General features: G+C 45.5%; 17 protein-coding genes. 6 read left to right on the top strand and 11 right to left on the bottom strand.

Annotation, left to right across the window (positions count from 1 at the left end; all coding sequences use genetic code 11):
* Positions 1 to 4 precede the first annotated feature (4 nt).
* From K0O23_RS05035 to K0O23_RS05050, 4 genes are all read right to left on the bottom strand, one after another.
* Positions 5 to 601 (bottom strand): adenylate kinase, encoded by a 597-nt coding sequence (locus tag K0O23_RS05035; RefSeq protein ID WP_219876306.1) that lies wholly within the window; start codon positions 599 to 601, stop codon positions 5 to 7.
* A gap of 115 nt (positions 602 to 716) precedes the next feature.
* Complete coding sequence (hpt, locus tag K0O23_RS05040) at positions 717 to 1259, bottom strand: hypoxanthine phosphoribosyltransferase (RefSeq protein WP_219876307.1); 543 nt, start codon at positions 1257 to 1259, stop codon at positions 717 to 719.
* Between the two features lie 218 nt (positions 1260 to 1477).
* The gene (locus tag K0O23_RS05045) at positions 1478 to 3739 is read right to left on the bottom strand and encodes a sodium-translocating pyrophosphatase (protein ID WP_219876308.1); all 2262 of its coding nucleotides are present in this window, start codon (positions 3737 to 3739) and stop codon (positions 1478 to 1480) included.
* 241 nt (positions 3740 to 3980) lie between these two features.
* Positions 3981 to 4895 carry a M20/M25/M40 family metallo-hydrolase gene (locus tag K0O23_RS05050; RefSeq protein WP_219876309.1) on the bottom strand — a complete coding sequence of 305 codons (915 nt, stop codon included), beginning with the start codon at positions 4893 to 4895 and terminating at the stop codon, positions 3981 to 3983.
* Between the two features lie 113 nt (positions 4896 to 5008).
* Between K0O23_RS05050 and K0O23_RS05055 the strand changes: the two genes are divergently transcribed.
* Positions 5009 to 6277: a tetratricopeptide repeat protein gene (locus K0O23_RS05055; protein WP_219876310.1), complete on the top strand. Its 1269-nt coding sequence runs from the start codon at positions 5009 to 5011 to the stop codon at positions 6275 to 6277.
* Here K0O23_RS05055 and K0O23_RS05060 read toward each other — a convergent pair.
* From K0O23_RS05060 to K0O23_RS05070, 3 genes are read right to left on the bottom strand one after another with little or no spacing between them, the layout of a single operon-like run.
* Positions 6270 to 7331: a glycosyltransferase gene (locus K0O23_RS05060; protein WP_219876311.1), complete on the bottom strand. Its 1062-nt coding sequence runs from the start codon at positions 7329 to 7331 to the stop codon at positions 6270 to 6272. The genes K0O23_RS05055 and K0O23_RS05060 overlap by 8 nt on opposite strands.
* Positions 7328 to 8548, bottom strand: coding sequence for a glycosyltransferase family protein (locus tag K0O23_RS05065; protein WP_219876312.1), 1221 nt, complete (start codon positions 8546 to 8548; stop codon positions 7328 to 7330). Before K0O23_RS05065 ends, K0O23_RS05060 begins: the two co-directional genes overlap by 4 nt.
* Before the next feature lie 4 nt (positions 8549 to 8552).
* Positions 8553 to 9731: a glycosyltransferase family 4 protein gene (locus K0O23_RS05070; RefSeq protein WP_219876313.1), complete on the bottom strand. Its 1179-nt coding sequence runs from the start codon at positions 9729 to 9731 to the stop codon at positions 8553 to 8555.
* A 55-nt stretch (positions 9732 to 9786) separates the two neighbouring features.
* On the opposite strand from K0O23_RS05070, the gene K0O23_RS05075 reads away from it, so the two are divergent.
* Positions 9787 to 11031, top strand: a complete 1245-nt coding sequence (locus K0O23_RS05075) for an alpha-2,8-polysialyltransferase family protein (protein ID WP_219876314.1) — start codon at positions 9787 to 9789, stop codon at positions 11029 to 11031.
* Between the two features lie 34 nt (positions 11032 to 11065).
* Here K0O23_RS05075 and K0O23_RS05080 read toward each other — a convergent pair whose 3' ends face one another.
* The 3 genes from K0O23_RS05080 to asnB form a co-directional block, all read right to left on the bottom strand.
* Positions 11066 to 12028 carry a UDP-glucuronic acid decarboxylase family protein gene (locus tag K0O23_RS05080; RefSeq protein WP_219876315.1) on the bottom strand — a complete coding sequence of 321 codons (963 nt, stop codon included), beginning with the start codon at positions 12026 to 12028 and terminating at the stop codon, positions 11066 to 11068.
* The gene (locus tag K0O23_RS05085; protein ID WP_219876316.1) at positions 12029 to 13381 is read right to left on the bottom strand and encodes a UDP-glucose dehydrogenase family protein; all 1353 of its coding nucleotides are present in this window, start codon (positions 13379 to 13381) and stop codon (positions 12029 to 12031) included. It abuts the gene before it with no gap.
* A gap of 94 nt (positions 13382 to 13475) precedes the next feature.
* Positions 13476 to 15380 (bottom strand): asparagine synthase (glutamine-hydrolyzing), encoded by a 1905-nt coding sequence (asnB, locus tag K0O23_RS05090; protein WP_219876317.1) that lies wholly within the window; start codon positions 15378 to 15380, stop codon positions 13476 to 13478.
* A 157-nt stretch (positions 15381 to 15537) separates the two neighbouring features.
* Here asnB and K0O23_RS05095 point away from each other — a divergent pair, with 157 nt between their 5' ends.
* Both K0O23_RS05095 and K0O23_RS05100 read left to right on the top strand, forming a co-directional pair.
* Positions 15538 to 16434 (top strand): alpha/beta fold hydrolase, encoded by an 897-nt coding sequence (locus K0O23_RS05095; RefSeq protein ID WP_219876318.1) that lies wholly within the window; start codon positions 15538 to 15540, stop codon positions 16432 to 16434.
* Positions 16435 to 16457: 23 nt separating this feature from the next.
* Positions 16458 to 16712, top strand: coding sequence for a hypothetical protein (locus K0O23_RS05100; protein ID WP_219876319.1), 255 nt, complete (start codon positions 16458 to 16460; stop codon positions 16710 to 16712).
* Between the two features lie 61 nt (positions 16713 to 16773).
* On the opposite strand, the gene K0O23_RS05105 is transcribed toward K0O23_RS05100, so the two are convergent.
* On the bottom strand, positions 16774 to 18177 hold the full coding sequence (locus K0O23_RS05105) for an FAD-binding oxidoreductase (RefSeq protein WP_219876320.1): 1404 nt from the start codon (positions 18175 to 18177) through the stop codon (positions 16774 to 16776).
* Positions 18178 to 18249: 72 nt separating this feature from the next.
* Here K0O23_RS05105 and K0O23_RS05110 point away from each other — a divergent pair, with 72 nt between their 5' ends.
* Positions 18250 to 18885, top strand: a complete 636-nt coding sequence (locus K0O23_RS05110) for a C40 family peptidase (RefSeq protein ID WP_246596939.1) — start codon at positions 18250 to 18252, stop codon at positions 18883 to 18885.
* Positions 18886 to 19013: 128 nt separating this feature from the next.
* A complete protein-coding gene (locus K0O23_RS05115; RefSeq protein ID WP_219876321.1) occupies positions 19014 to 22196 on the top strand; it encodes a TonB-dependent receptor in 3183 nt (1060 codons plus the stop codon).
* The last annotated feature ends 27 nt before the right edge of the window (positions 22197 to 22223 follow it).

The raw sequence follows: 22223 nt of genomic DNA on the forward strand, positions 1-22223 counted from the left end.
ATGCTTATTTCTTTTCTTCCTGTTTTTCTTTCAGGCTGTCAATCTGCTTGCACAGGGCCTGAAAAATATCTTCAATTTCTCCGATACCTTCTACGGCACAGAATTTACCCTGACCGGCATAATAGTCTGCCACCGGGCGGGTTTTGGTGTTATACTCCTCTACACGCTTACGAATCAGTTCTTCGTTCTGATCGTCGGGGCGACCTGAAGTCTGGCCACGAAGCAGTAATCGTTTGGTCAGCTCTTCATCGTCCACTTTCAGGGCGATCATGCACGATATCTCGGTGCCATTGTCCTGCAGTAGTTTGTCCAGCCCCTGCGCCTGCGGAACAGTGCGCGGAAAGCCATCGAAAATAAAGCCGGCAGCATGAGGATTCTCTTTCACCTTGTTCTCGATCATACCAATCACGACTTCATCGGGAACAAGCAGACCATTATCCATTAGCTTTTTAGCTTCCAGGCCAAGGGCGGTGCCAGCGGCTATCTCAGAGCGAAGCAAATCGCCTGTAGAAAGGTGTATCAGGTTGTATTTATCTATCAGTTTCTGACTCTGGGTACCTTTTCCGGCTCCTGGAGGACCAAACAATACGATGTTAAGCATATCTTATAGCTAAATAAAAGGCAAATGTAAGTATAAAAATGTTGTAAGTCTATTTTTGATGCTGGCAAAGCCATTCATACTAAAGGCCTGCTAACGCAATTCGCCCCGAAAAGGGTTACGACACGATTTTATAAATATCTCTCAGATTCCGGCCAAGGCCGTTATAGTCCAGACCATAGCCAACTACAAAGTCATTTGGAATAGTCTGGGCAACATACTTTACATCCAAAGGATGCTGCAGGCACTCTGGCTTCATGAGCAAAGTTGCTACCTCCACAGAGGCAGGACTATGCGTTTTGAGCTGCTGCAGTAGCGCATGCACTGTATGGCCTGTATCCACAATATCCTCCAACACCACAACATGCCTGCTATGAATATCTTCTGTAAGCCCTAAAACCTCTTTCACGTTGCCTGTGCTGGACATGTCCTGGTAAGAAGAAAGGCGGATAAAGGAAATCTCACATGGTATACTTACACGCTTTAACAGATCTGCCGCAAACATGAACGAGCCATTAAGTACAGCCAGAAAAAGTGGCTTTTTGTGGGCGTAATCCTGCCCAAGCTGTTCTGCCAGCATGGTAATACGGGCAATAATTTCTTCCTCGCTGATATAAGGTCTGAATTCACAATCGTGCAGCTGTATATTTCTCGGATCCATGCGGTTTGTGGGTTGTGCCTAGACAAAGGTAAGTAAGTACTCGGACAAAAGAAATTATGACTACGGACAATTGCTATAAACCGACTAAGGTCATATTAGAAAAAGTAAGGACTAACCGTGCACTTGGCCTATGCCAGACCTCTTGATCGGAGTAAGTATGTAAAAAATAAGCCCAACACGAAGGCTGGGCTTATACAATATTTAATTTTTAAATTTTACTATTTGAGTGCAATGTGGCCCAGAACCACCGTATTCTCAGAGTCAAGCTCAGCTTTTCCGGTTTCCGGGGTAAGCATCTGTTCGTTCATGTTAATTTGGTCCAGGTCGATTGGTGCCTCTGGTATGGCCGGTTCCCGGTCAAGGGCAATATGCGGCGCAATTACCAGCGACACGATAGACATTAATTTGATCAGGATGTTCATACTTGGGCCAGATGTATCTTTGAAAGGATCGCCTACGGTATCTCCGGTTACCGATGCCTTGTGCGGCTCAGAGCCTTTATACTCCATCACCCCGTTGATCATCACCCCTTTCTCGAAAGACTTTTTAGCATTATCCCAGGCGCCGCCGGCGTTTGACTGGAACATGGCCATTAATACACCCGAAACAGTTACACCGGCCAGCAAGCCACCCAGTATCTCAGCTGAAGAAGTATCCGGAAACACACCCTTAAAACCGAAACCAATAATAAGCGGAACAATAAGGGCAATAGCACCCGGCAGCATCATTTCGCGGATAGCGGCTTTAGTAGAGATAGCCACGCACTTTTCATACTCTGGTTGGCCTGTGCCCTCCATAATACCCGGAATCTCACGGAACTGGCGGCGTACTTCGTGCACCATGGCCATAGCCGCTCTGCCTACCGCCGCAATGGCAAGCGCAGAGAAGATAAACGGGATCATGGCACCAATAAATAAACCGGCCAGTACAGGCGCTTTATAAAGATCTATACTTGAAATACCAGCTATACCCACGAAGGCGGCAAATAAGGCAAGAGATGTTAAAGCAGCAGAAGCAATGGCAAATCCTTTACCGGTGGCAGCCGTTGTGTTACCTACGGCATCAAGTATATCGGTACGCTCACGCACTTCTTTAGGTAGTTCACTCATCTCGGCAATACCACCTGCATTATCGGCAATAGGTCCGAAGGCATCAATTGCAAGCTGCATAGCTGTAGTAGCCATCATACCTGCGGCAGCAATAGCCACACCGTAAAGGCCGGCTGCGGCATAGGCAAGTACGATACCAGCTGCAAGCACAATGATCGGCATTACCGTAGAGTGCATACCTACCGCTAAACCTGCAATAATATTGGTCGCATGGCCAGTAGAAGACTGCTGCACAATAGAGTTAACAGGGCCTTTGCCCATGGCTGTATAGTACTCTGTTATGATACTCATTAAAGTACCTACTACCAGGCCTACGATAACTGCCATAAACACGCCGTTGTTCGTAAACTCAAAGTTTCTCAGCATCAGGTTTTCAGGTAGCAGCCATTGTATCACAAAGTATGACACCACTGCTGTAAGTATAACCGATATCCAGTTGCCACGGTTAAGCGCAGCCTGTACATCGCCACCTTCTTTTACACGCACAAACAGCATACCTATCAACGAGAAAACAATACCAAGCCCGGCAATCAGCATCGGAAGTATGATCGGGGAAAGTCCGCCAAAGTTATCTGATGCTACTACCTCGCGGCCTAGCACCATCGTTGCCAATATAGTAGCCACATAAGAACCGAAAAGGTCGGCGCCCATACCAGCCACGTCGCCTACGTTATCGCCTACGTTATCGGCAATAGTGGCAGGGTTACGCGGGTCATCTTCCGGAATACCGGCCTCTACCTTACCTACAAGGTCGGCACCAACGTCGGCAGCTTTGGTATAAATACCACCACCCACACGTGCAAACAGGGCTATACTTTCAGCACCAAGCGAGAAACCGGTAAGTACCTCCAGGGCCACTTCCATTTCATGGCCGTTTACGTTGCCACCTGTGCTATACACAAAAGAATAATACAGCACAATAAACAGCGAGCCTAAGCCCAGCACAGCCAGACCAGCCACACCCATACCCATTACAGTACCTCCTGCAAAAGATACGTCCAGCGCTTTAGAGAGGCTGGTGCGGGCAGCCTCGGAAGTACGCACGTTGGCTTTGGTAGCAATGCGCATACCTATAAAGCCAGCTATAGCCGAGAAAACAGCACCAATAACAAATGCGATTACGATTGTCCAGTGTGAGTTTTCGCCTGTATAACCTAGGTAGAACAGGAACACAGAAGCGATGATCACAAAATAAGTGAGCACTTTATACTCTGCTTTTAAAAAGGCCATGGCGCCATCGGCGATGTGGCGTGCAATACTGCTCATGCGCTCGTTGCCAGCAGGCTGTTTAACAACCCACGCAGACCTTATCCAGGTATAGAGTAAGGCTGCCAGTCCCAATGCAGGAATTGCGTAAAGAATAGGTTCCATTTAAATTGTTTAAGGTTAGAGAATATAGGTATATAACTATTAAAGAAAGTAGTTTGTATAGACATTTCCAAATATTGAAGGGCCTTTTGCGCCATTGCCAATAGCCTGACACACCGCAATACGCCAACAATTTAAATGATGGGCAAGCCCTTAGTACCTTTAGAGCACCTTATGTACATAAAAAAGGCCGATTCTTAATCAGAACCGGCCTTTATAAATCATTTCAAATCATTAGTATAAACTACAGTTTCTGCATCAGCACCTCATAGAGTGCCACCATACTTTCAATGTCTTTTTTATGCACGATCTCATCAGGTGTATGCACATTATCCTCTGGGGCGCCAATAAAGCACCAGTCCCAAGGGTAGGCGCTGTGCTGCAGCTCTTTGGCATCGCTGCCACCTGCTCCCTCCACCTCTAACTGGTAAGCCACACCGGACTCTTTGGCTATGCTTATAATCTTCTGCACATAAGAACGTCTTGGTATCAGGCTATCGCGCATCGAAATTACCACACCGTCGCCGGGCTGCACTCCTTCTGTAACCCAGGTTATATCCGAAACAATAGCCTGCTTTACGCCATAGTTCTCATAAATATACTTTGCCAGGTAAGCCACAGATCCACCGCCGTGCTCTTCCCAGCAGCTAAAGGCAATTATTCCATTTTCTAAAGTTTCAGCTACTTTCAGGGCACTCCATACACCAAGGCGGTTATCCATATAGCAGCTCTGTACCGTTTCTTCCGTCTCCCGGAAATCACATTTAAAAACCAGTTCTGTGCCGCGCTCTATCTCCCGATGAAAATCGTAATGCAGATCGCCTTCCTCTTCATTGCTTTCCAGTGTACATTCAATCTTACCTTTGCTATCTTCGCCTACAAGTTTGTAGCCCGACATTATACTTGGTCCGCCAATTTTTACCAGCTGCGTGCCATAACGCACTGTAAAACCAATAGAATCCATGTGTGCGAAAATAGCCGTTCGGGGCTCACCGAATATAAGTAAAATACAATCCTGAAAACCTTCTCCAGATATTACGGTTGGCTGTACCTTCCATTGAACTTTATGCTGTTCTATATAGTTGAGCAGAAATTCTGAAAGGTTTTTTTCGTTACCTGAAGGAGCATGTATCCGGCAGAGTTGTTCTAGGAGCTTCATAAGTTATTTCCATTTATGGAATTCAAATTTAATATAATTGTTGTACTTTTAGAACCTACGGCTACATACTTAAAGAGCCTAAGTATAGCAGCACAGAAAATCATACTTAATACATGAAGAAGTTAGTACTTACAGTCTTCGCACTTAGTTCATCGTTACTTGCATTCGCACAATCGCCTACCGACACCACGGCTATGCGCCATGTTACTATCGGATCTATTGAGGTAATACCGGAAGCTACCAGGGTAAAAGGCATGTTGCTGCTGAACAAAGACGTGCAGTATGAACTGGAGGGTGCTGTTGACAATATGTACAACTTTAAGTATGCGCTGGCTGAAAAACAGTTTAAATCTATCCGCCGCCGCTACCCTGAGCATCCTTTGCCATACTTTTTAATGGGCCTGAGCCAGTGGTGGAAAATCGTGCCAACCAATATACAGACGTTAAAGTATGACGACCTTTTCTTTTCCTACATGGACTCTACCATACAAAAGGCAGAAAAGATGTATGACCAGGATAATAAAGATTTTGAGGCATCCTTTTTTATGGCTGCGGCTTATGGTTTTACGGCCCGCCTGCACTCTGAGCGTAGCAACTGGCGCAAAGCCACTGTAGCCAGCAAGCGTTCGCTGGAGTACATGGAGCGCGCGAAAGCTGGTAATGGCCTTAGTCCTGAGTTCCTGTTCGGTGAGGCGCTATTTAACTACTATGCTGTCTGGATACATGAGAATTATACTATGCTGCGCCCTGTGCTGGCTTTCTTCCCGGACGGAGATAAGCGCCTTGGCTTAAAACAACTGCGTTACGTGGCCAATACTGGTTTTTACACCGGTACAGAGTCCAAAACGTTTCTGATGAAGATCTACTCTAATGAAGAGGGTAATTTAAATGAAGCCTTGAAGGTTTCACAGGACCTGGCTTTAAAATATCCTGACAATGCCTATTTCCAGCGTTTTTATGCACGCCTGCTGTTTGTGCAGGGCCATTTTACAAGGGCAGAACGAATTTCAGAAGACATATTAGCTAAGATTGCACAGGACATGCCAGGTTACGAAGCCGTAAGCGGACGCTATGCTTCTTATATCCTGGCTTATATTAACCAGAACAAGTATCGCGATTTCGAGAAAGCGAAAAAGCACTACCAGGATGCTATTATGTATGCTGAGATGAGCAATGAGCGTGAGTCCGGCTACTTTATAAACTCCTATCTAAATCTTGCCCGCATTGCAGATCAGCAAAAAGACGTGGTAACTGCCAAACGTTACTATACTGTTGTGCTGCAGCAGTCTGAAGACAAAAAATCGGCTAACTACAAAGAGGCTAAAAAGTACCTGAAAGACAATAAGAAAGCAGGTAAAACAACCCTTAAGAAAGCTAAGTAAACAGCTGTAAGAATGTTAGCTGATGCACCCTCAGGCTATACTTTTCTGAAATCCATTTGCGGCCAGCTTCTCCCATTTGCGTTCGTAACGAAGTATTTAAAAGCAGTTTTTCCAAGCTTGCGAACCATTCCTGGTTTGTATAACAGGTGTATCCTGCTTTGCCATCAGGCACTGCATTTTGGTTTTCCCCCACCCCCGACACCACAACCGGAACACCCAGCGCCATATACTGCAGTGCCTTAAACGCACACTTGCCTTTAGCCCATTCTGTATCAGGTAATGGCATAAGGCCAATGTTTAACTGCAACAGATCTTCTATCTCGGTTTCAGGTTTCCAAGGTATGAATCTCAATGATTTCAGGTTCAGGTCAGGGGCCTTATCGGCAATCACTACAAAATTAAAATCATACTTTTGCTCCAGTTGCCGCAGCGCTGGCTCTATGAGTTTTAAGTAAGACAAAGTAGAGTGCGAGCCAGTCCAGCCGATCACAAGCCTTTCCGTATCCTGATTCTTTAATCGGTTATACTTTGCCAGGTCTATGGTTGTGGGCAAGTATTCTACCTGGCTGTTAAACTGCATGGCATACTTTTGCAGATAGCTGTTGCCGGCACTCACTTTATAGCTCCAGGCGCAGATATTGGCTGTTTTGCCATGTTGTTTATACTTTGCTACCTGCTTGTTCTCCTCGGATGTGTTATCCAGCCAGATGGCATCATCAAAATCAAAGATCAGCTTTTTGCCAAACACTTTTGCCGCCAGCCACTCAAACCAGGGCGGCCCTACTGGCGTGGCTTCCCGATGTACAAAAACATAATCATACTTGTGCAGTTGCAGCAGCAGCGCTTTTCTTTTTGCAAAGCCTTTAATAGTGCCGATTACCTTCTGTAGCGTATTTCCATTTTTGTAAAGTATGGCCCAGGTTTTACCATCCCAGAAAGGAGCAACTTTATACTTTATACTTTGCGCGTCTAAAACAGGGAAAAACTGCTCTACCCTGAACCGCTGTGAAGCTGCTTTGCCTATAGGGTAAGGCACTACAAAAAGCACTTTCATACTTTCACCTCCTGATCAGGTTCACCCAGAAAATATTCGAATGCCTCCCGCAACTTGTCAGGTGACCTGTACTTTAAAGCAAGTTTTGGAATTTTTTGCCGGTGCTGAGGATCTTTTATTATTTCCAGTATCTGCCGGATTGCCTGCTGTAGACTTCCCTCCTGCTCCATATCAAATAAAGCGCCTCCTCCCTCATTCATAATTATATCGCTGTCATCGCCGATGCCTTCGGTTAGTAGCACAGGCAGGCCATTTGCCCAATACTCGCCGATCTTAACCGGAGAAAGATATTTTTTGGAAGGTCCGGGTTTATAAGTGGCAAATGCAAAATCTGCGGCAGACAAGTATAGGGGCACTTTTGTGTGTGGCACCTGCTTTACCAGCACATGCTCCAGATTTATATTTTGCGCCTTTAACAAAGTATAAATTTCGTCCTTAGGATGGGGTGTAAGTATGATAAGCCTGAAGGATGGGATCATTTTAAAGCAAGTTGCATAAATCTCAAAAGCCTCATTTTGATAGTATAACCCGCCATACTTGCCTGTGTAAAGCCCGATCAGGTTATTTTGCCAGTTTAGCTTTTCACGTATGCTTCCTCTTTGGCCTGCATCAAAAACAAAGTGTTCAGCCTGTACAGGACTGGAAACCGTCTTTATCTTGCTGCCTGCAACGCCTTTACTTATAAGATGCTTGCGGTAATTTTCAGATACAGGTATAAGCCCGGAGGCAAACTTAAGCTGCTGCGCTTCCCAATACTTCTGGAAATTATACTTTAACCCTGTACGGCTCCAAACCTCTGACTCTGCCATATAACTAGCGTGCGGCTCAAAAGAACTGACGTAAAACGGAAGCTTTACCTGCTTCCATACTTTGTAGGCTAACGCACCTGCCGGCGCACCGTGCGCAAAAAGTGTAGTGGCTTTATACTTAGCTGCAACCTCAGATATCTCTCTCGGAAACTGCACAAAGTCACTTATTTTGGTTAAAAGTGGGTACTTGCTTTTAAGTGGGTATAAAGGCTGATGTTCCACTTTAGACAAACTGGCAACAGTATTTATACTTTTAACTTGCGTGCTATCGCGCTCAATCGTGCAAAGTATAATTTCCTCAACAGCATTAGATGCCTGCATTACACCTAACCACGGCAGTATAGTTGCAATGGTTAGTCCATCGTTTATACTCCAGTAGCCAATAAAAACGATCCGCAGCTTTTTCATATTGTCAGGCGCTTTCAACTACAGCAATAAGGTTCTGTATATGCTTCTCAAAAGAGAATTTACTATTAAGATGCTCTTCTATGGCCGTTTTGTCTACCAACTGCTGCTCTCTGTGCTGATAAATAAACTGTAGTTTGTCTACACAATCAGTGATATTACCTGCTTTAAATAAATAACCGATCTCTTTACTACTGATCACTTCACGGTTTGGCGCTATATCAGATGCCAGAACAATTGACTTCTGTTGCAGTGCCTCCAGAATAACCAGCGGTAATCCTTCTACGAAAGACGGCACTACCACCAGGTTACTTTGCTGCATGTAAAGCATCAGCTCACTGTTCGGAATTTTGCCAACCACCTTAACAAATGCCTGTAAATTTTGAAGCTTTATCTCCTGCTGCAGCTTAACCAACTGGCTACCTTCTCCGGCCACAACTATCTGCATCTGGTCCGGGCTTAATTGCTCTTGCCTTATAAACTCCTTTAAAGGCTCTATAAACCAAAGTTGTCCTTTAGATGATTCAACTCTTCCAGGCAAAAGTATGCGAAACACACTTGTAGCATAACTCGCTTGTGCAGTTTCTATACTTGGCCGTGAAATGGCATTATAGACCACCTTACTATTTTTTGCCTTGATCAAATGCGCCTGTACATCTGCCTTAACTGACTCAGACACGAAAATATGTCCAAAGTCAAATCTATTAGCCAGCCATTTATTCAGGTTATTGATAAGCTTCCGCCTCCAGGAGATGAGAGGATACTCGGCATACTGCGTGATATGAAAATATTGCCATAGTTTGATACTTGAGATTTTCCCTCTGCTTAAAAGCATCGTGAGCCGCATTATAAAATGGGCATAAGGCGCATGTGCAAAAACAACTTGCGGGTGCTCTCTTCTCAAAAAACGCCTAATCTGTAAGGCAACAGAAACCGATGATTTTAGCGACCTAACAGATAAGTGTGCATCAGGCTGCTTTAGCTCCAACACATGTTCAGGACAAAGCTTAGGAGCAAATGTTGCTAGTACAGACCTGTCAACTGCAGTCAAAACAATTAACTTTACATCGTATTGCTTATTTAAGAGCGCGTCAATTTGTAAAAGCACCTGTTTAGAGATACCTTCATGTGCAATGGCAGGCACAACATAAACAACGCCTGGCTTTTGGTCCGCAGCTTTTCTCAAATTGATCTGGCAGAAATAATTTACTAAAGATAGTTATTAATCTATTTACCAGCAGATGCTAAGCAAGCCAAAAATAATATTTGTGGGTGACTACAGCAGAGAAGACTATGTAGGATTGCTGGAAGCTGCAAAAGGTTATTGTGAGTTTTATTTCCTGTTCTACGCTTCTGCTAACGAGGAAAAAAGCAGCCTTTACAAAGCCTACGGGAAAGCCATTTACTGGAAAGATTTTAAAAGCGCACAGCAACTTCTCAAAGCTATCTCTCCTGACAAAGTTGTTTTACTTTACATCGAATCTTATAATCATGTTGTGCTTAACCTAGCCTGCAGATCGGCGGGAGTGCCTACTTACCTGCTGGAACATGGCTTACGTGCAGACTATGTGTTTGGCTTTGATCCTCAAATAAGCCCAGGCCAAGAAAACACCTTACGCAATCAGGCCACCCGCTACTACCAGATTGCACGCGATTTCATCCCACGGATCAAATCCAGACGGTTTTTGAACCAAAGTATAAAACAACTCTCTCCTAACGACCAACAGTTTGTTAATCAGTTTATAGAAATCCGAAGCAAGCACAACTACCTGGATACCTTCAGGCAAATACACTCCGAAAAGCGGCTGGCAGATAATTACATAGGCTTTAGCTCCAAAATACTCGAAGCATTTGAAGCACATGAAGCGCCATACTTTGGAGGCAATGTTAATCTAATCGGTATCCCATACTTTGATAAGCTGGCTTTACTTAAACCGGAGGCACAAACCAAAAGTATACTTTTAATAGACCAGCCCCTGGCAGAACAGGGCCTGCTGCAATGGACCAAGAAGTATAAAGAAGAATTTGCTGCAGGCCTTGCTGCGATATGCATAAAGCAAGGTTATCAACTCTATATTAAGCCTCACCCGAAACAAAAGACAAGCTTATGGGATAAATTAGAGAGGCAAGGGCAATGTATAGTAATTGATGATGAAAAACTCAGGCAACTTGCACCTGTTATACCTGTAGTTTTAGGTTTTTACTCCACCTATTTAATGCCCTTTGCAGCTTATACTCATACCACAGTGATAACCTACGAAAAGCACCCTGCAGGCAAGTACTTTTTATCAAAGCCTCTTGTTGATGCCGGCGTGGCTCATCCAATCCATACTTTAGAAGAGCTTAATATTATACTACCTGACCCTGAAAAGCTGCACCAGCGGCAACTGCCCAACAAAGTCAGGTTTACAGAAGAGTGGATGTATAAATTTGATGGCAAAAGCGGGGAAAGGCTCAGGGATATACTTTTAAGTACTAAGCCATAACAAAAGAGGCCACACAAATGCGGCCTCTTTCTTTTTATACTTCCTGCGGTGATATGGCAGGGATTTTCTCTTTGAAATACTCCAGGGTTCTTTTCAATCCCTCGGCTCGGTCTACCTGTGGCTCCCAACCTAGTATCTCTTTTGCTTTAGTGATGTCTGGCTGGCGCATCTGCGGATCGTCTTTTGGCAAGGGCTGGTACTCAACTTTTAGCTCTACGCCAGTAAGCTTGCATATCTCCTCTGCAAACTGCTTGATCGTGATCTCAGAAGGGTTACCTACGTTTACCGGTAAATGGTAATCGCTAAGCAGCAGTCTGTAGATTCCTTCTACCAGGTCGTCTACGTAGCAGAAAGAACGCGTCTGGCTTCCGTCTCCGAAAATGCTCAGCGGCTCACCTCTTAATGCCTGACTCAGGAATGCCGGCAGCACACGGCCATCATCCAGTCGCATTCTAGGGCCGTAGGTGTTGAAGATGCGCACAATGCGCGTCTCCAGGCCGTGGTGCATGTGGTAGGCCATTGTCATGGCCTCCTGGAAGCGCTTGGCCTCATCGTAGCAGCCGCGCGGACCAACAGGATTCACGTTGCCCCAGTAATCCTCTGTTTGCGGGTGCACCAGCGGGTCTCCGTATACTTCCGAAGTAGACGCGATAAGCATGCGAGCACCTTTTGCTTTAGCCAGGCCAAGCAGGTTGTGCGTACCCAACGACCCTACTTTAAGCGTCTGGATCGGAATTTTAAGGTAATCTATCGGGCTGGCAGGCGATGCAAAGTGCAAAATATAGTCGAGCTTACCCGGCACGTGCACAAACTTAGATACATCGTGGTGGTAAAACTCAAATTCCTTTAGTTTAAACAGGTGCTCAATGTTTTCAAGGTTACCTGTTATCAGGTTATCCATGGCAATCACATGATAGCCTTCTTTTATAAACCTGTCACACAAATGAGAACCTAAAAAACCGGCCCCGCCTGTAATTAATACTCTTTTATTTGCCATTTATACGATTGCTTTTTCCTGCTGTACAAGTTGTTTAACGCCGATGCCATAGTAGGCGAAGCCCTTGTCGGCCATTTCGGAGGCGTCGTAGATGTTTCGTCCGTCGAACACCACCTTCTCCTTCATCAGCTTGCTTACCACCGCGAAGTTCGGGGAGCGGAACTCAGGCCACTCTGTCACCAGCAGCAGCGCGTCGGCGTCTATCAGGGCCTCGTACTCATCCTTGCCGTACTCGATCGTGTCGCCGAGCGTGTGCTGGGCTTCTTTCATGGCCACCGGATCGTAGGCGCGCACCTTAGCGCCCTGGGCCAGCAGCTTCTCGATGATCACCAGTGATGGTGCCTCGCGCATGTCGTCTGTTTTTGGTTTAAAGGATAGCCCCCAGATGCCGAAGGTCTTGCCGGCGATGTCGCCGTTGAAGTGGGCCATGATCTTGTTGAACAGCACTGACTTCTGGTTCTCGTTCACGTTCTCCACAGATTTCAGCACCTGCATCTGGTAGCCGTTCTCCTCGGCCGTCTTGATCAGCGCCTTCACGTCCTTGGGGAAGCAGGACCCGCCGTAGCCGATGCCCGGGTAGATGAACTTGTTGCCAATACGTGCGTCCGAGCCGATACCCTTGCGCACCATGTTCACGTCTGCGCCCATGATCTCGCACAGGTTGGCGATGTCATTCATGAACGAGATCTTGGTGGCCAGCATGGCGTTTGCCGCGTACTTGGTCATCTCGGCAGAGGGGATGTCCATGAAGATAAGCGGGTGGCCGTTCATCAGGAAAGGCTTGTAGAGCTTGCTCATCACCTGCTCGGCTCGCTCAGAGGCCACGCCCACCACAATGCGGTCAGGTTTTAAAAAGTCCTCAATGGCGGCGCCCTCCTTTAAAAACTCAGGGTTGGAGGCCACGTCAAACGGAATGTCTACGCCGCGGGCGGCAAGCTCATCCTCAATGGCCTGGCGCACCTTCTGCGCAGTACCCACCGGCACGGTGCTCTTGGTCACCACCACCATGTAGTCGGTCATGTTCTGGCCAATGGCGCGGGCCACGGCAAGTACGTGCTTCAGGTCCGCCGAGCCGTCCTCGCCCGGAGGCGTGCCAACGGCGATGAAGGCAGCCTCGCAGCCGCAACCCTGAATGCTGGAGGCAAGGTCGTTGGAGAAGGTCAGGCGCTCTTTCTGTGCGTTGCGCGCTACCATTTCCTCCAGGCCAGGCTCGTATATAGGCAAAATCCCCTTTTTCAGGTTCTCTATCTTCTTTGTGTCGATGTCTATGCAGGTAACGTCTATCCCCACCTCAGCAAAACAGGTGCCCGTTACCAGGCCCACATATCCAGTACCAACTACAGATATTCTCATAAGTAAATGTTTTCGTTAAGATTACAAATTTAACCTTTCTATATTATTTTTTTATTATTTGATGGTTTAAAACTCATCTGCCATACATTTAGCGCTAAGCCATGTATTTTTGCCACCAATACTGAAATACCAGCAAACTCCATAATTTCGTTTGCTGCGTTCCGCCGCCTCTTTTATCGGCTATACTTTTACGCAGCAATCTTATTTCTTCACAGCTAAATATACCCTGTGCTTTTATAAGGTAATCTGATAAAAGCTCCTGCACCAAATCTTGCCCCTTTGTCGCCAGAAAATCCTGCAGGGGTATCTCAAATCCCTTTTTGCGTCTTGTCAAAAGCTCAACAGGCAGTATATCCTTAAACGTATCAATCAGGATTCGCTTTTGTCCAGCCCCATTTATCTTAGATTTAGCCGGCAAAGAAAAGGCATATTTCACTACCCGATGGTCCAGGTAAGGGCTTCGGATCTCTAAACCATTGGCCATTCCCATTAAATCGACCTTTGGCAGCATATCATTTGCCAGCACCAGGTGCCAGTCGGCACACAATACGTTGTTCAGGTCGTGGTGGTTGTTAATGCAGTCAAGCAAACGACTTTTGCGTGCAGTATATAATCTGTTGGCTGCTATAGCGCGGTGCCTGGGAGCTATAAACTGCAAAGCCTCCGTTTCATGTTGCCATGTAGCCCAATACCAGTAACGCTCCTGCGGAGATAATCCGGAGCCTGTAGCAAAACGCTGTAACTGTCTTACCTTGTTTGAGATAAAAGAGTTTCTGGATTTAGGCAGAAGTTTCCAGAGAGGCTCTAACTGACTAACGGTCTTTGCCTCTAGCCCTCCTGCTATAGTCTTATACTCAGCAAGATGCTTGTTATAGCCTCCAAACAGCTCATCAGCCCCATCACCAGACAAAACCACTTTTAAAGATTTGCTAACTTCTTTGCTTAGCGCGTACACTGCCAGTGCAGAAGAATCTGCAAAAGGCTCGCTTATACTTTCCAACATCCCAAACAGGCTGTCACCTAAGTCGTTGGCTGTAAGCATTACTTCCGTATGACAGGTGTTATACTTAGCTGCAACTAATCGGGCATACTTTGTTTCGTCGAAATATGGGTGTTCCGGAAAACCAACAGAAAATGTCTGCAGGCCTGGAGTTTGCTCAGCAGCAAGCGCCGTTACGATAGAGGAATCTATGCCTCCACTCAGGAATGCCCCAACCGGTACATCTGCCACCATCCTGTCTGTAACAGCCTTACCTAGTAAACTCTTTAGTTTTGACTGCTGTTGGGTGTAGGATAATGGGTTCTGAGATGCTTTTCTGGCATCGTATGGCAACTTATACCACGAGCTAATTTTTACTTTGCCGTTTTTAATGTAAAGTGAGTGTCCTGGCAACAGCTTTTTAACACCTGCCAGCATAGTTGCCGGTGCCGGAACATAGGTAAGCTGCAGGTACTGGTATAGCGAAGTATAATCTAATTCACGTGGAACGCCCAAAGCAAACATAGCCCCCAGTTCTGACCCGAACAAAAGCTTATCGATATCTTTAAAGTATAAAAGCGGCTTTTCACCGAACCTGTCGCGGGCAATAAACAAGCTGCTGTCGTAGGTATCATAAATAGCCAGTACAAAAAAGCCTCTTAACTTCTTTAAAAACTCCTGCCCTTCTCTTATGTACAGTTGCAGCACTACTTCCGTATCAGAGTCTGTTGTAAAAACGCAGCCTTTGCCAATCAGCTCTTCCCGCAGCTTTGTGTAGTTAAATATCTCTCCGTTAAAAATGATGGTATAGCGGCCTGTGGCATCGGCAAGGGGCTGATTGGCTGCTGCCGATGGGGCAAGTATAGAGAGCCTGGCGTGCACCAGCCCAACTGCCCCATGCCGGAAAGCGCCTTTGGCATCAGGGCCGCGGTGCGCTACTGAAGCAGAAGCAGCAGGCAACAAATCAAGTGACTTGTAACCTGTATCTGTAAAGGCATAAACTCCCGCTAATCCGCACATGTATATTTTCAGTTATTGATAATACTGGTTTATAGTTGGCTATATTTAACTATACCCCTGCCTAAGTTTTGCCGTACAGCTAACCTTATTTTAGGTAAATTTAACAACCTGCCTTCTCAATCAAAGTATAGTTAAGTAAATACACCCTATACTTTCTATGAAACCAGAATGGTTGGATACGAAAGAGTATCCTTTTAAATCGCACTATCTTCAGCTTGACGCTGGTAAAATGCATTATATAGACGAAGGAGAAGGCATGCCGATCGTGATGATACACGGTACCCCGGCCTGGTCTTTTCTCTTCCGAAACCTTATTAAAACATTACGAAAAAAATATCGCTGTATTGCTTTGGACCTGATCGGCTTCGGACTTTCGGATAAGCCGGACAACTTTAGTTATAAGCCCCGTGCCCACGCTGCCAACTTTGAGCAACTAATGGACCATCTTAAGTTAAAGGATGTTACACTTTTAGTGCATGACTTTGGTGCTCCAATTGGCTTTGCCTACGCTATCAACCATTCAGACAATGTTAAACGCATTGTCATGCTCAATTCCTGGACCTGGTCTTTATCCAAGCATCAGACTTTTGGCAAAACGAGCAAATACCTGGTAGGGCCACTTGGCAAGTTTCTGCACTCAAAGTTAAATGTTTCTGCTAAAACACTGGTTAACGAGCTTTTCGGTGAAGAAGAAAACCTTCCCGAGCCAATTAAAGAACACTATGTACAGGCATTGGGCAGCCCGAATGAGCGTGTCAAAAAATTAGCTTGTGCCCGCGAACTGGTAGGCGTAACCAAATGGTACGAAGAGCTCTGGAAACAGCGCAAACAGATCCAGGATATACCTACGCTTATACTTTGGGGAGAGCGGGACAAACTGATCAAGATAGAGGCATTACAGCGCTGGAAAAAATTTTTCCATGAGTGCTACGTTATTCATTTTGAGGACAGTGGTCACTTTCTGCTTGAAGAAAATGCCGATGAGGTTGCCAGCTATGTAAGCAACTTTATAAAGGAGGAAGAAAAGAAGCACGAGACAGTACACCACTCCTAGTATTATTAATTAAACCGGATATCATGAAAACAAACAAATCATACAAAGAGGCTATACTTCGCGCTTACCCTACCAAGAAGGAAAACACCCAGGACCAGGAAAAGCTGCTGCATTTAAAACAGCAGTCGGAAAACACAACATCTGCATCCGATACTGATAATACGCCTGTAGTAGAGACCCACAAAAACTTGTTAAGGTCATGGTTAAACTTACGAGGCCTGGACCAGAACCTTGCTGAAGGTAAGCGTGGTCAGAAAAATTCTGAGAAGGAGAAATAAGACAGACATACAAAGTATAAATTGAACAGGTGCAACGTTTAAAGCTGCGCCTGTTCTGTTTCTAAAATATTTTGCCCGGATTAAGTATGCCATGCGGGTCAAAAAGCTGTTTTATGCCTTTTAACAGGCGTAGCTGAACCTCATTTAGCGCAATGCCAATGTATGGCCTTTGCACAAGGCCAATACCATGCTCCCCGGATATGGTACCACCCAACGAAACACAAAGCCTGAAAATTTCCCTGATACCCTCTGGCAGTTTGTTGTTCCAATCATCATCCGTCATATCACCTTTTACAATATTAATATGCAGGTTGCCATCGCCGGCATGTCCGTAGCAAACAGATTTGAAGTTATACTTTGCACCTATCTCCTTTACTCCTTTTAGCAGTTTAGGCAGCTCGGCGCGGGGCACTACCGTGTCTTCCTCTTTGTAGATCGAGTTGCTCTTAACAGCATGGCCTACGTTTCGGCGAAGTTGCCAAAGGTCAGCTTTCTGCTTTTCGGTATCAGCTACCAGTATTTCTCCTACATCATACTTTTCCAGCACCTGGTATACTTCCTCGGCATCTTTGTAAAGTAAATCCATGTCTTTACCATCCAACTCTATCAGCAGGTGCGCCAATATATCCTCGGGTAAGTCTACAGCAATGTTCATATACTTTGAGGCCCATAAAATGGCATCCCGTTCCATAAACTCCAATGCAGAGGGCACTATGCCAGCCATAAAAATTCTGGATACGGCAGCGCAGGCCTCTTCCTCGTCGCGGAAAGGCACCAGCATTACCAGGTTCTGCGGTGGGTAAGGTATAAGTTTAAATACGATTTTAGTGATAATTCCCAATGTGCCTTCGCTGCCTACCATCAGTTGAGTCAGGTTATATCCTGTAGCGTTCTTCAGTACATTGGCTCCTGTCCAGGTAATTTCACCGGTTGGTAGTACTACCTCCATGTTCAGCACATAGTCTTTAGTAACACCATACTTTACAGCCCTTGGTCCGCCACTGCTCTCACTCAGGTTACCTCCTAAAAAACAACTGCCCCGGCTAGAGGGGTCGGGTGGGTAAAATAACCCACGCTCAATCACTGCCTCCTGAAAAACCTGGGTAATTACGCCTGGCTCAACAGTAGCCTGCAGGTTGCGTTCGTCAATGCTGATTATCTTGTTTAACCGTTCTGTAGAAAGTATAACTCCCTGGTGCACAGCCAAAGCGCCTCCGCTTAAACCTGTACCCGCCCCTCGTGGTGTAATCGGAATAAAATTTTGATGGCAATACTGCATAATACGGCTGATTTCTTCCGCGTTAACAGGTTTAACAACTACCTCCGGCAAGTAGCGCAGGTCTTCGGTTTCGTCGTGGGTGTAGCGCAGCATAGCATCAGTTGCTTCAGGCAACACAATATGCTCCGGACCAACAATGGCCAAAAGCGCTTCCACTACTTTAGGAGTTACTTTGTTAAATTTCATTTTCAAATAGAACAGCTAATCTGTAAATTAGCATTAACTTATATTTTAGTCACCCTTTTTTTATAATACGCTTTGAGGTCACTGTTTACTACTTCTGCCTTATTTATCTTTTTCCTGGTACTGGCGGTCTCTTGCCAAACCTCACAGCCTACTTTTAGCAAGCGTGGCGAAGATTACCGCTCTGCCCGCGAGATTGCGGAAGCAAAACGCCAGGAGCGAAAAGCCCGAAAACTGGCAAATAAGAACGGTAGCAAAGACGCTCCCCTTGCCTCTAAAGACCGCACCAGCCGGACCCGCATGCCCGGTAACCTTGATGAGCAGGTAGCAACCGTAATCAAGACAGCCCGATCCTATACAGGTACGCCCTACAGGTGGGGCGGCACTACCCGTGTTGGCATGGATTGCTCCGGCCTACTGTGCACTTCTTTTCAAAGTATAGATGTTATTCTGCCTCGTACCTCAAACGAACAAAGCCGCTTTGGTGATGAGGTGAAAATAAAGAATCTTAAAGAAGGAGACCTGGTATTTTTTGGTGCAAATAAAAACAGCCGCGAAATAACCCATGTAGGAATGGTTACGGAAGTTGTAAGCAACGATGAAATCCGCTTTATACATGCATCTACTTCTTTGGGAGTTATTGAGAATAACCTGTTTTCTGATCATTATCAGAAGATATTCATAAAAGCAGTAAGACCACCAGTTTTCTAGGTTAAGGTATACTTTTTTTTAGGGAATCAAACCCTCGTCTTCATAACCGAAATTTAATATAGCGTAACTATAACATAGGTACTTAAAAACTAGTAAAAGTGATTGTTTATCAACTAGTTATAAGTACTATGAAATCTTTATACTTTATTTTAGCGCTTTGCGCTACCCTTTTGGTTCAGGTACAGGTGGCGTGGGCGCAGGGTACAACTACAGCTGCTATGAATGGGGTGGTGGTAGACCAGAGCGGAGTGCCATTACCGGGCGCTACAGTTATTGCTGTTCATACACCTACCAATACACAGTATGTGGCAGGTACAAATGCAGAGGGCCGTTACAACATCCAGAACATGCGGGTGGGCGGGCCATACACGGTAAGAACCTCCTATGTAGGTTACCAGGAACAGCGGTTCGAGAACATCAACTTAGCGCTGGGCCAAAACTTCAGGCTGGATTTAACCCTATCCGAAAGCACCACGACTCTGGGCGAGGTAGAAGTAACCGCGACCCAGGACAAAGTGATAAACTCTGACAGAACAGGTGCCGCCACCAACGTTTCCTCAGAGCAAATCCAGTCGCTCCCAACCATATCCAGAAGCCTTAACGACTTTACCAGGATCACACCGCAGGCTTCAACCTCTGGTGCTGGTATATCGTTTGCCGGTCAGAATAACCGCTTTAACAACTTCTCTATAGACGGCACAGTGAACAATGATGTGTTTGGCCTCTCAGCTTCAGGCACCAACGGCGGCCAAACTGGGGTGCAACCTATCTCATTAGATGCAATTGAGGCAATTCAAGTGGTTATAGCACCGTTTGATGTACGTCAAAGTGGTTTTACCGGAGGTGGAATTAATGCCATTACCAGAAGCGGCTCTAACAGGTTTACAGGGTCTGCCTATTATTTCTGGAACAATGAGAACCTGGTAGGTAAAAGCCCTGACGAGGAAAGGACACGACTGCCGGAGTATAAGGATTACCAGGCTGGCCTAAGAATCGGCGGACCGATCATTAAAGACAAGCTGTTTTTCTTTGTGAACGGCGAGAAAACTAACCGAACCGCCCCTCTTCTGTTTGAACCGGGCACACCAAGCTCAAACATTACCGTGGAAGAAGCAAACAGAGTTTTAGCAGTAGCCAACAGGCTTGGCTATAACCCGGGCAGCTTTACAAGCATTGAGGATGAGACAACCAGCGAAAAGATATTTGCTCGCTTAGATTGGAATGTCACTAATAATCACCAACTAACACTACGACATAGCTATGTATCGGCAGAGAACATTGATAATAGCAGAAATCCTAACGCCTTGCGATTCTCCAATAATGCCGAATTTTTCCCCAGCACTACAAACTCAAGCGTGTTGCAGCTAAGAAGCCAGTTTGGAGACAAGTATGCCAATGAGGCTATTATAGGCTATACCAGGGTACGTGACGACAGAGATATTATCGGGGAACCTTTCCCCAGTGTCATATTAAGGCTTTCTGGCGGACGTACTATTGCTTTAGGCAGTGAGCCTTTCTCTGTACAAAACCAACTGGACCAGGACGTACTTACAATTACAAACAACTTCAATATCTTTCTTGGAAAGCACACTTTCACTTTAGGTACGCATAACGAGTTTTATAAGACCTTTAACCTTTTCATTAGACAGGAGTTTGGCGCTTACGAGTATAACTCTATCGATGCTTTTGAAGCAATAGGCACACCGGACGAGCAGGCGCCTTCCGCCTTCTTCAGAAATTACTCCAGAACAGCTGAACGCCAGCAAGGGGCAGAGTTCTCTGCTTTCCAACTTGGCTTTTATGCACAGGATGAATATTCTGTAATGAATAACCTTAAGTTAACGTTCGGATTAAGACTAGATATCCCGACATTTAACGACGACCCTCCTGCTAATACTGAGTTTAATGAAGCATTTGCCAACCGTGGCCTCGCAACTGACAGAACGCCTGGCGCTCAGTATATGTTCTCGCCAAGATTGGGGGTAAACTGGGATGTATTTGATAACGGTAACACACAGGTTCGGGGTGGTGCAGGTATTTTTACTGGCAGAGCGCCTTTCGTTTGGATTGCAAACCAATACACTAATACAGGCCTTCTGCTGGGAAGCGTTGCCCTTACATCTGGCAATACGCTCGCAGGTATTCGCTTTGAGCCTAATGCAGCTGCTCAGCCTAACGCAACAGACCTTGGCCTTTCTGATAGAACAGCCGAGATAAACATCACAGACCCTAATTTTAAATTCCCGCAGCTTTTCAGGGTAAATGCAGCAATCGACTACAGGCTACCTGGCGGATTCGTAGGTACACTGGAAGGTATTTATTCTAAAAACCTGAATAACATTTATTACCAAAACTTAAACCTGGAACAGAATAGCACCCTGAATGGCGCAGATAACCGCCCTGTATTCAGAAGAATACCAGGTAATAGCTTTCAGGATATTATCTATTTAACAAACACCAATGATGGATATGCCTATAGTTTCACAGGACAGCTTCAAAAAACGTATGACACTGGCTTATCCGGCTCTGTAGCGTATACTTACTCACGTGCCAAAGATGTAAACCCAGGCAACTCCAGCCAAGCACGGTCTAACTGGATAAATGTAAACCAGGTAAACGGTCTTAACAGTATAGAGAGAGCATTTGCTGATAATGATATTCGCTCCAGGGTTGTAGCAGGTTTAACTTATACTATAAACTATTTAGGCTTTGCCTCCACCACTGTTTCAACTTTCTACAATGGCCAGTCTGGCGCACCGCTTTCTTATATTTACAATGGTGACGTGAACAGTGATGCAGGCAGAACTAACGATTTGATCTACATTCCTAGAAATGCGTCAGAAATAAATCTGGTACCTATAACAGACCGGAGTGGTAATGTAGTGCCTGGCTCTCCTACACCAGCGGAACAGTGGCAGGCGTTAGATGAATTTATATCTGGCAACGACTATCTGAGCGAAAGAAGAGGACAGTATGCAGAACGAAATGGAGATCGCCTGCCATGGACCAACCAGATTGACCTTAGGTTAATGCAGGAATTTAAGCTCGAACAGTCAGACAATGCACACAGGCTACAAATAACCTTTGACGTTTTTAACTTTACTAACCTTTTAAACAAAGACTGGGGCAGACAATACTCTGCTACATTCAACGCCTTCCAGGCTGTTGACTTTGTTGGTTATGAATCTGGTACTACAACACCTCGGTTTAACTATACGGGCAGAGGCCTAACCGATGGTAATCCATACTTTGTAAATGATTTTCTTTCAAGATGGAGAGGCCAATTGGGAGTAAGGTATATATTTAACTAGATTGACATTTACCCTTTAGTAGCAAAA

This window comes from Pontibacter aydingkolensis (assembly GCF_019443125.1).
GTDB lineage: Bacteria > Bacteroidota > Bacteroidia > Cytophagales > Hymenobacteraceae > Pontibacter > Pontibacter aydingkolensis.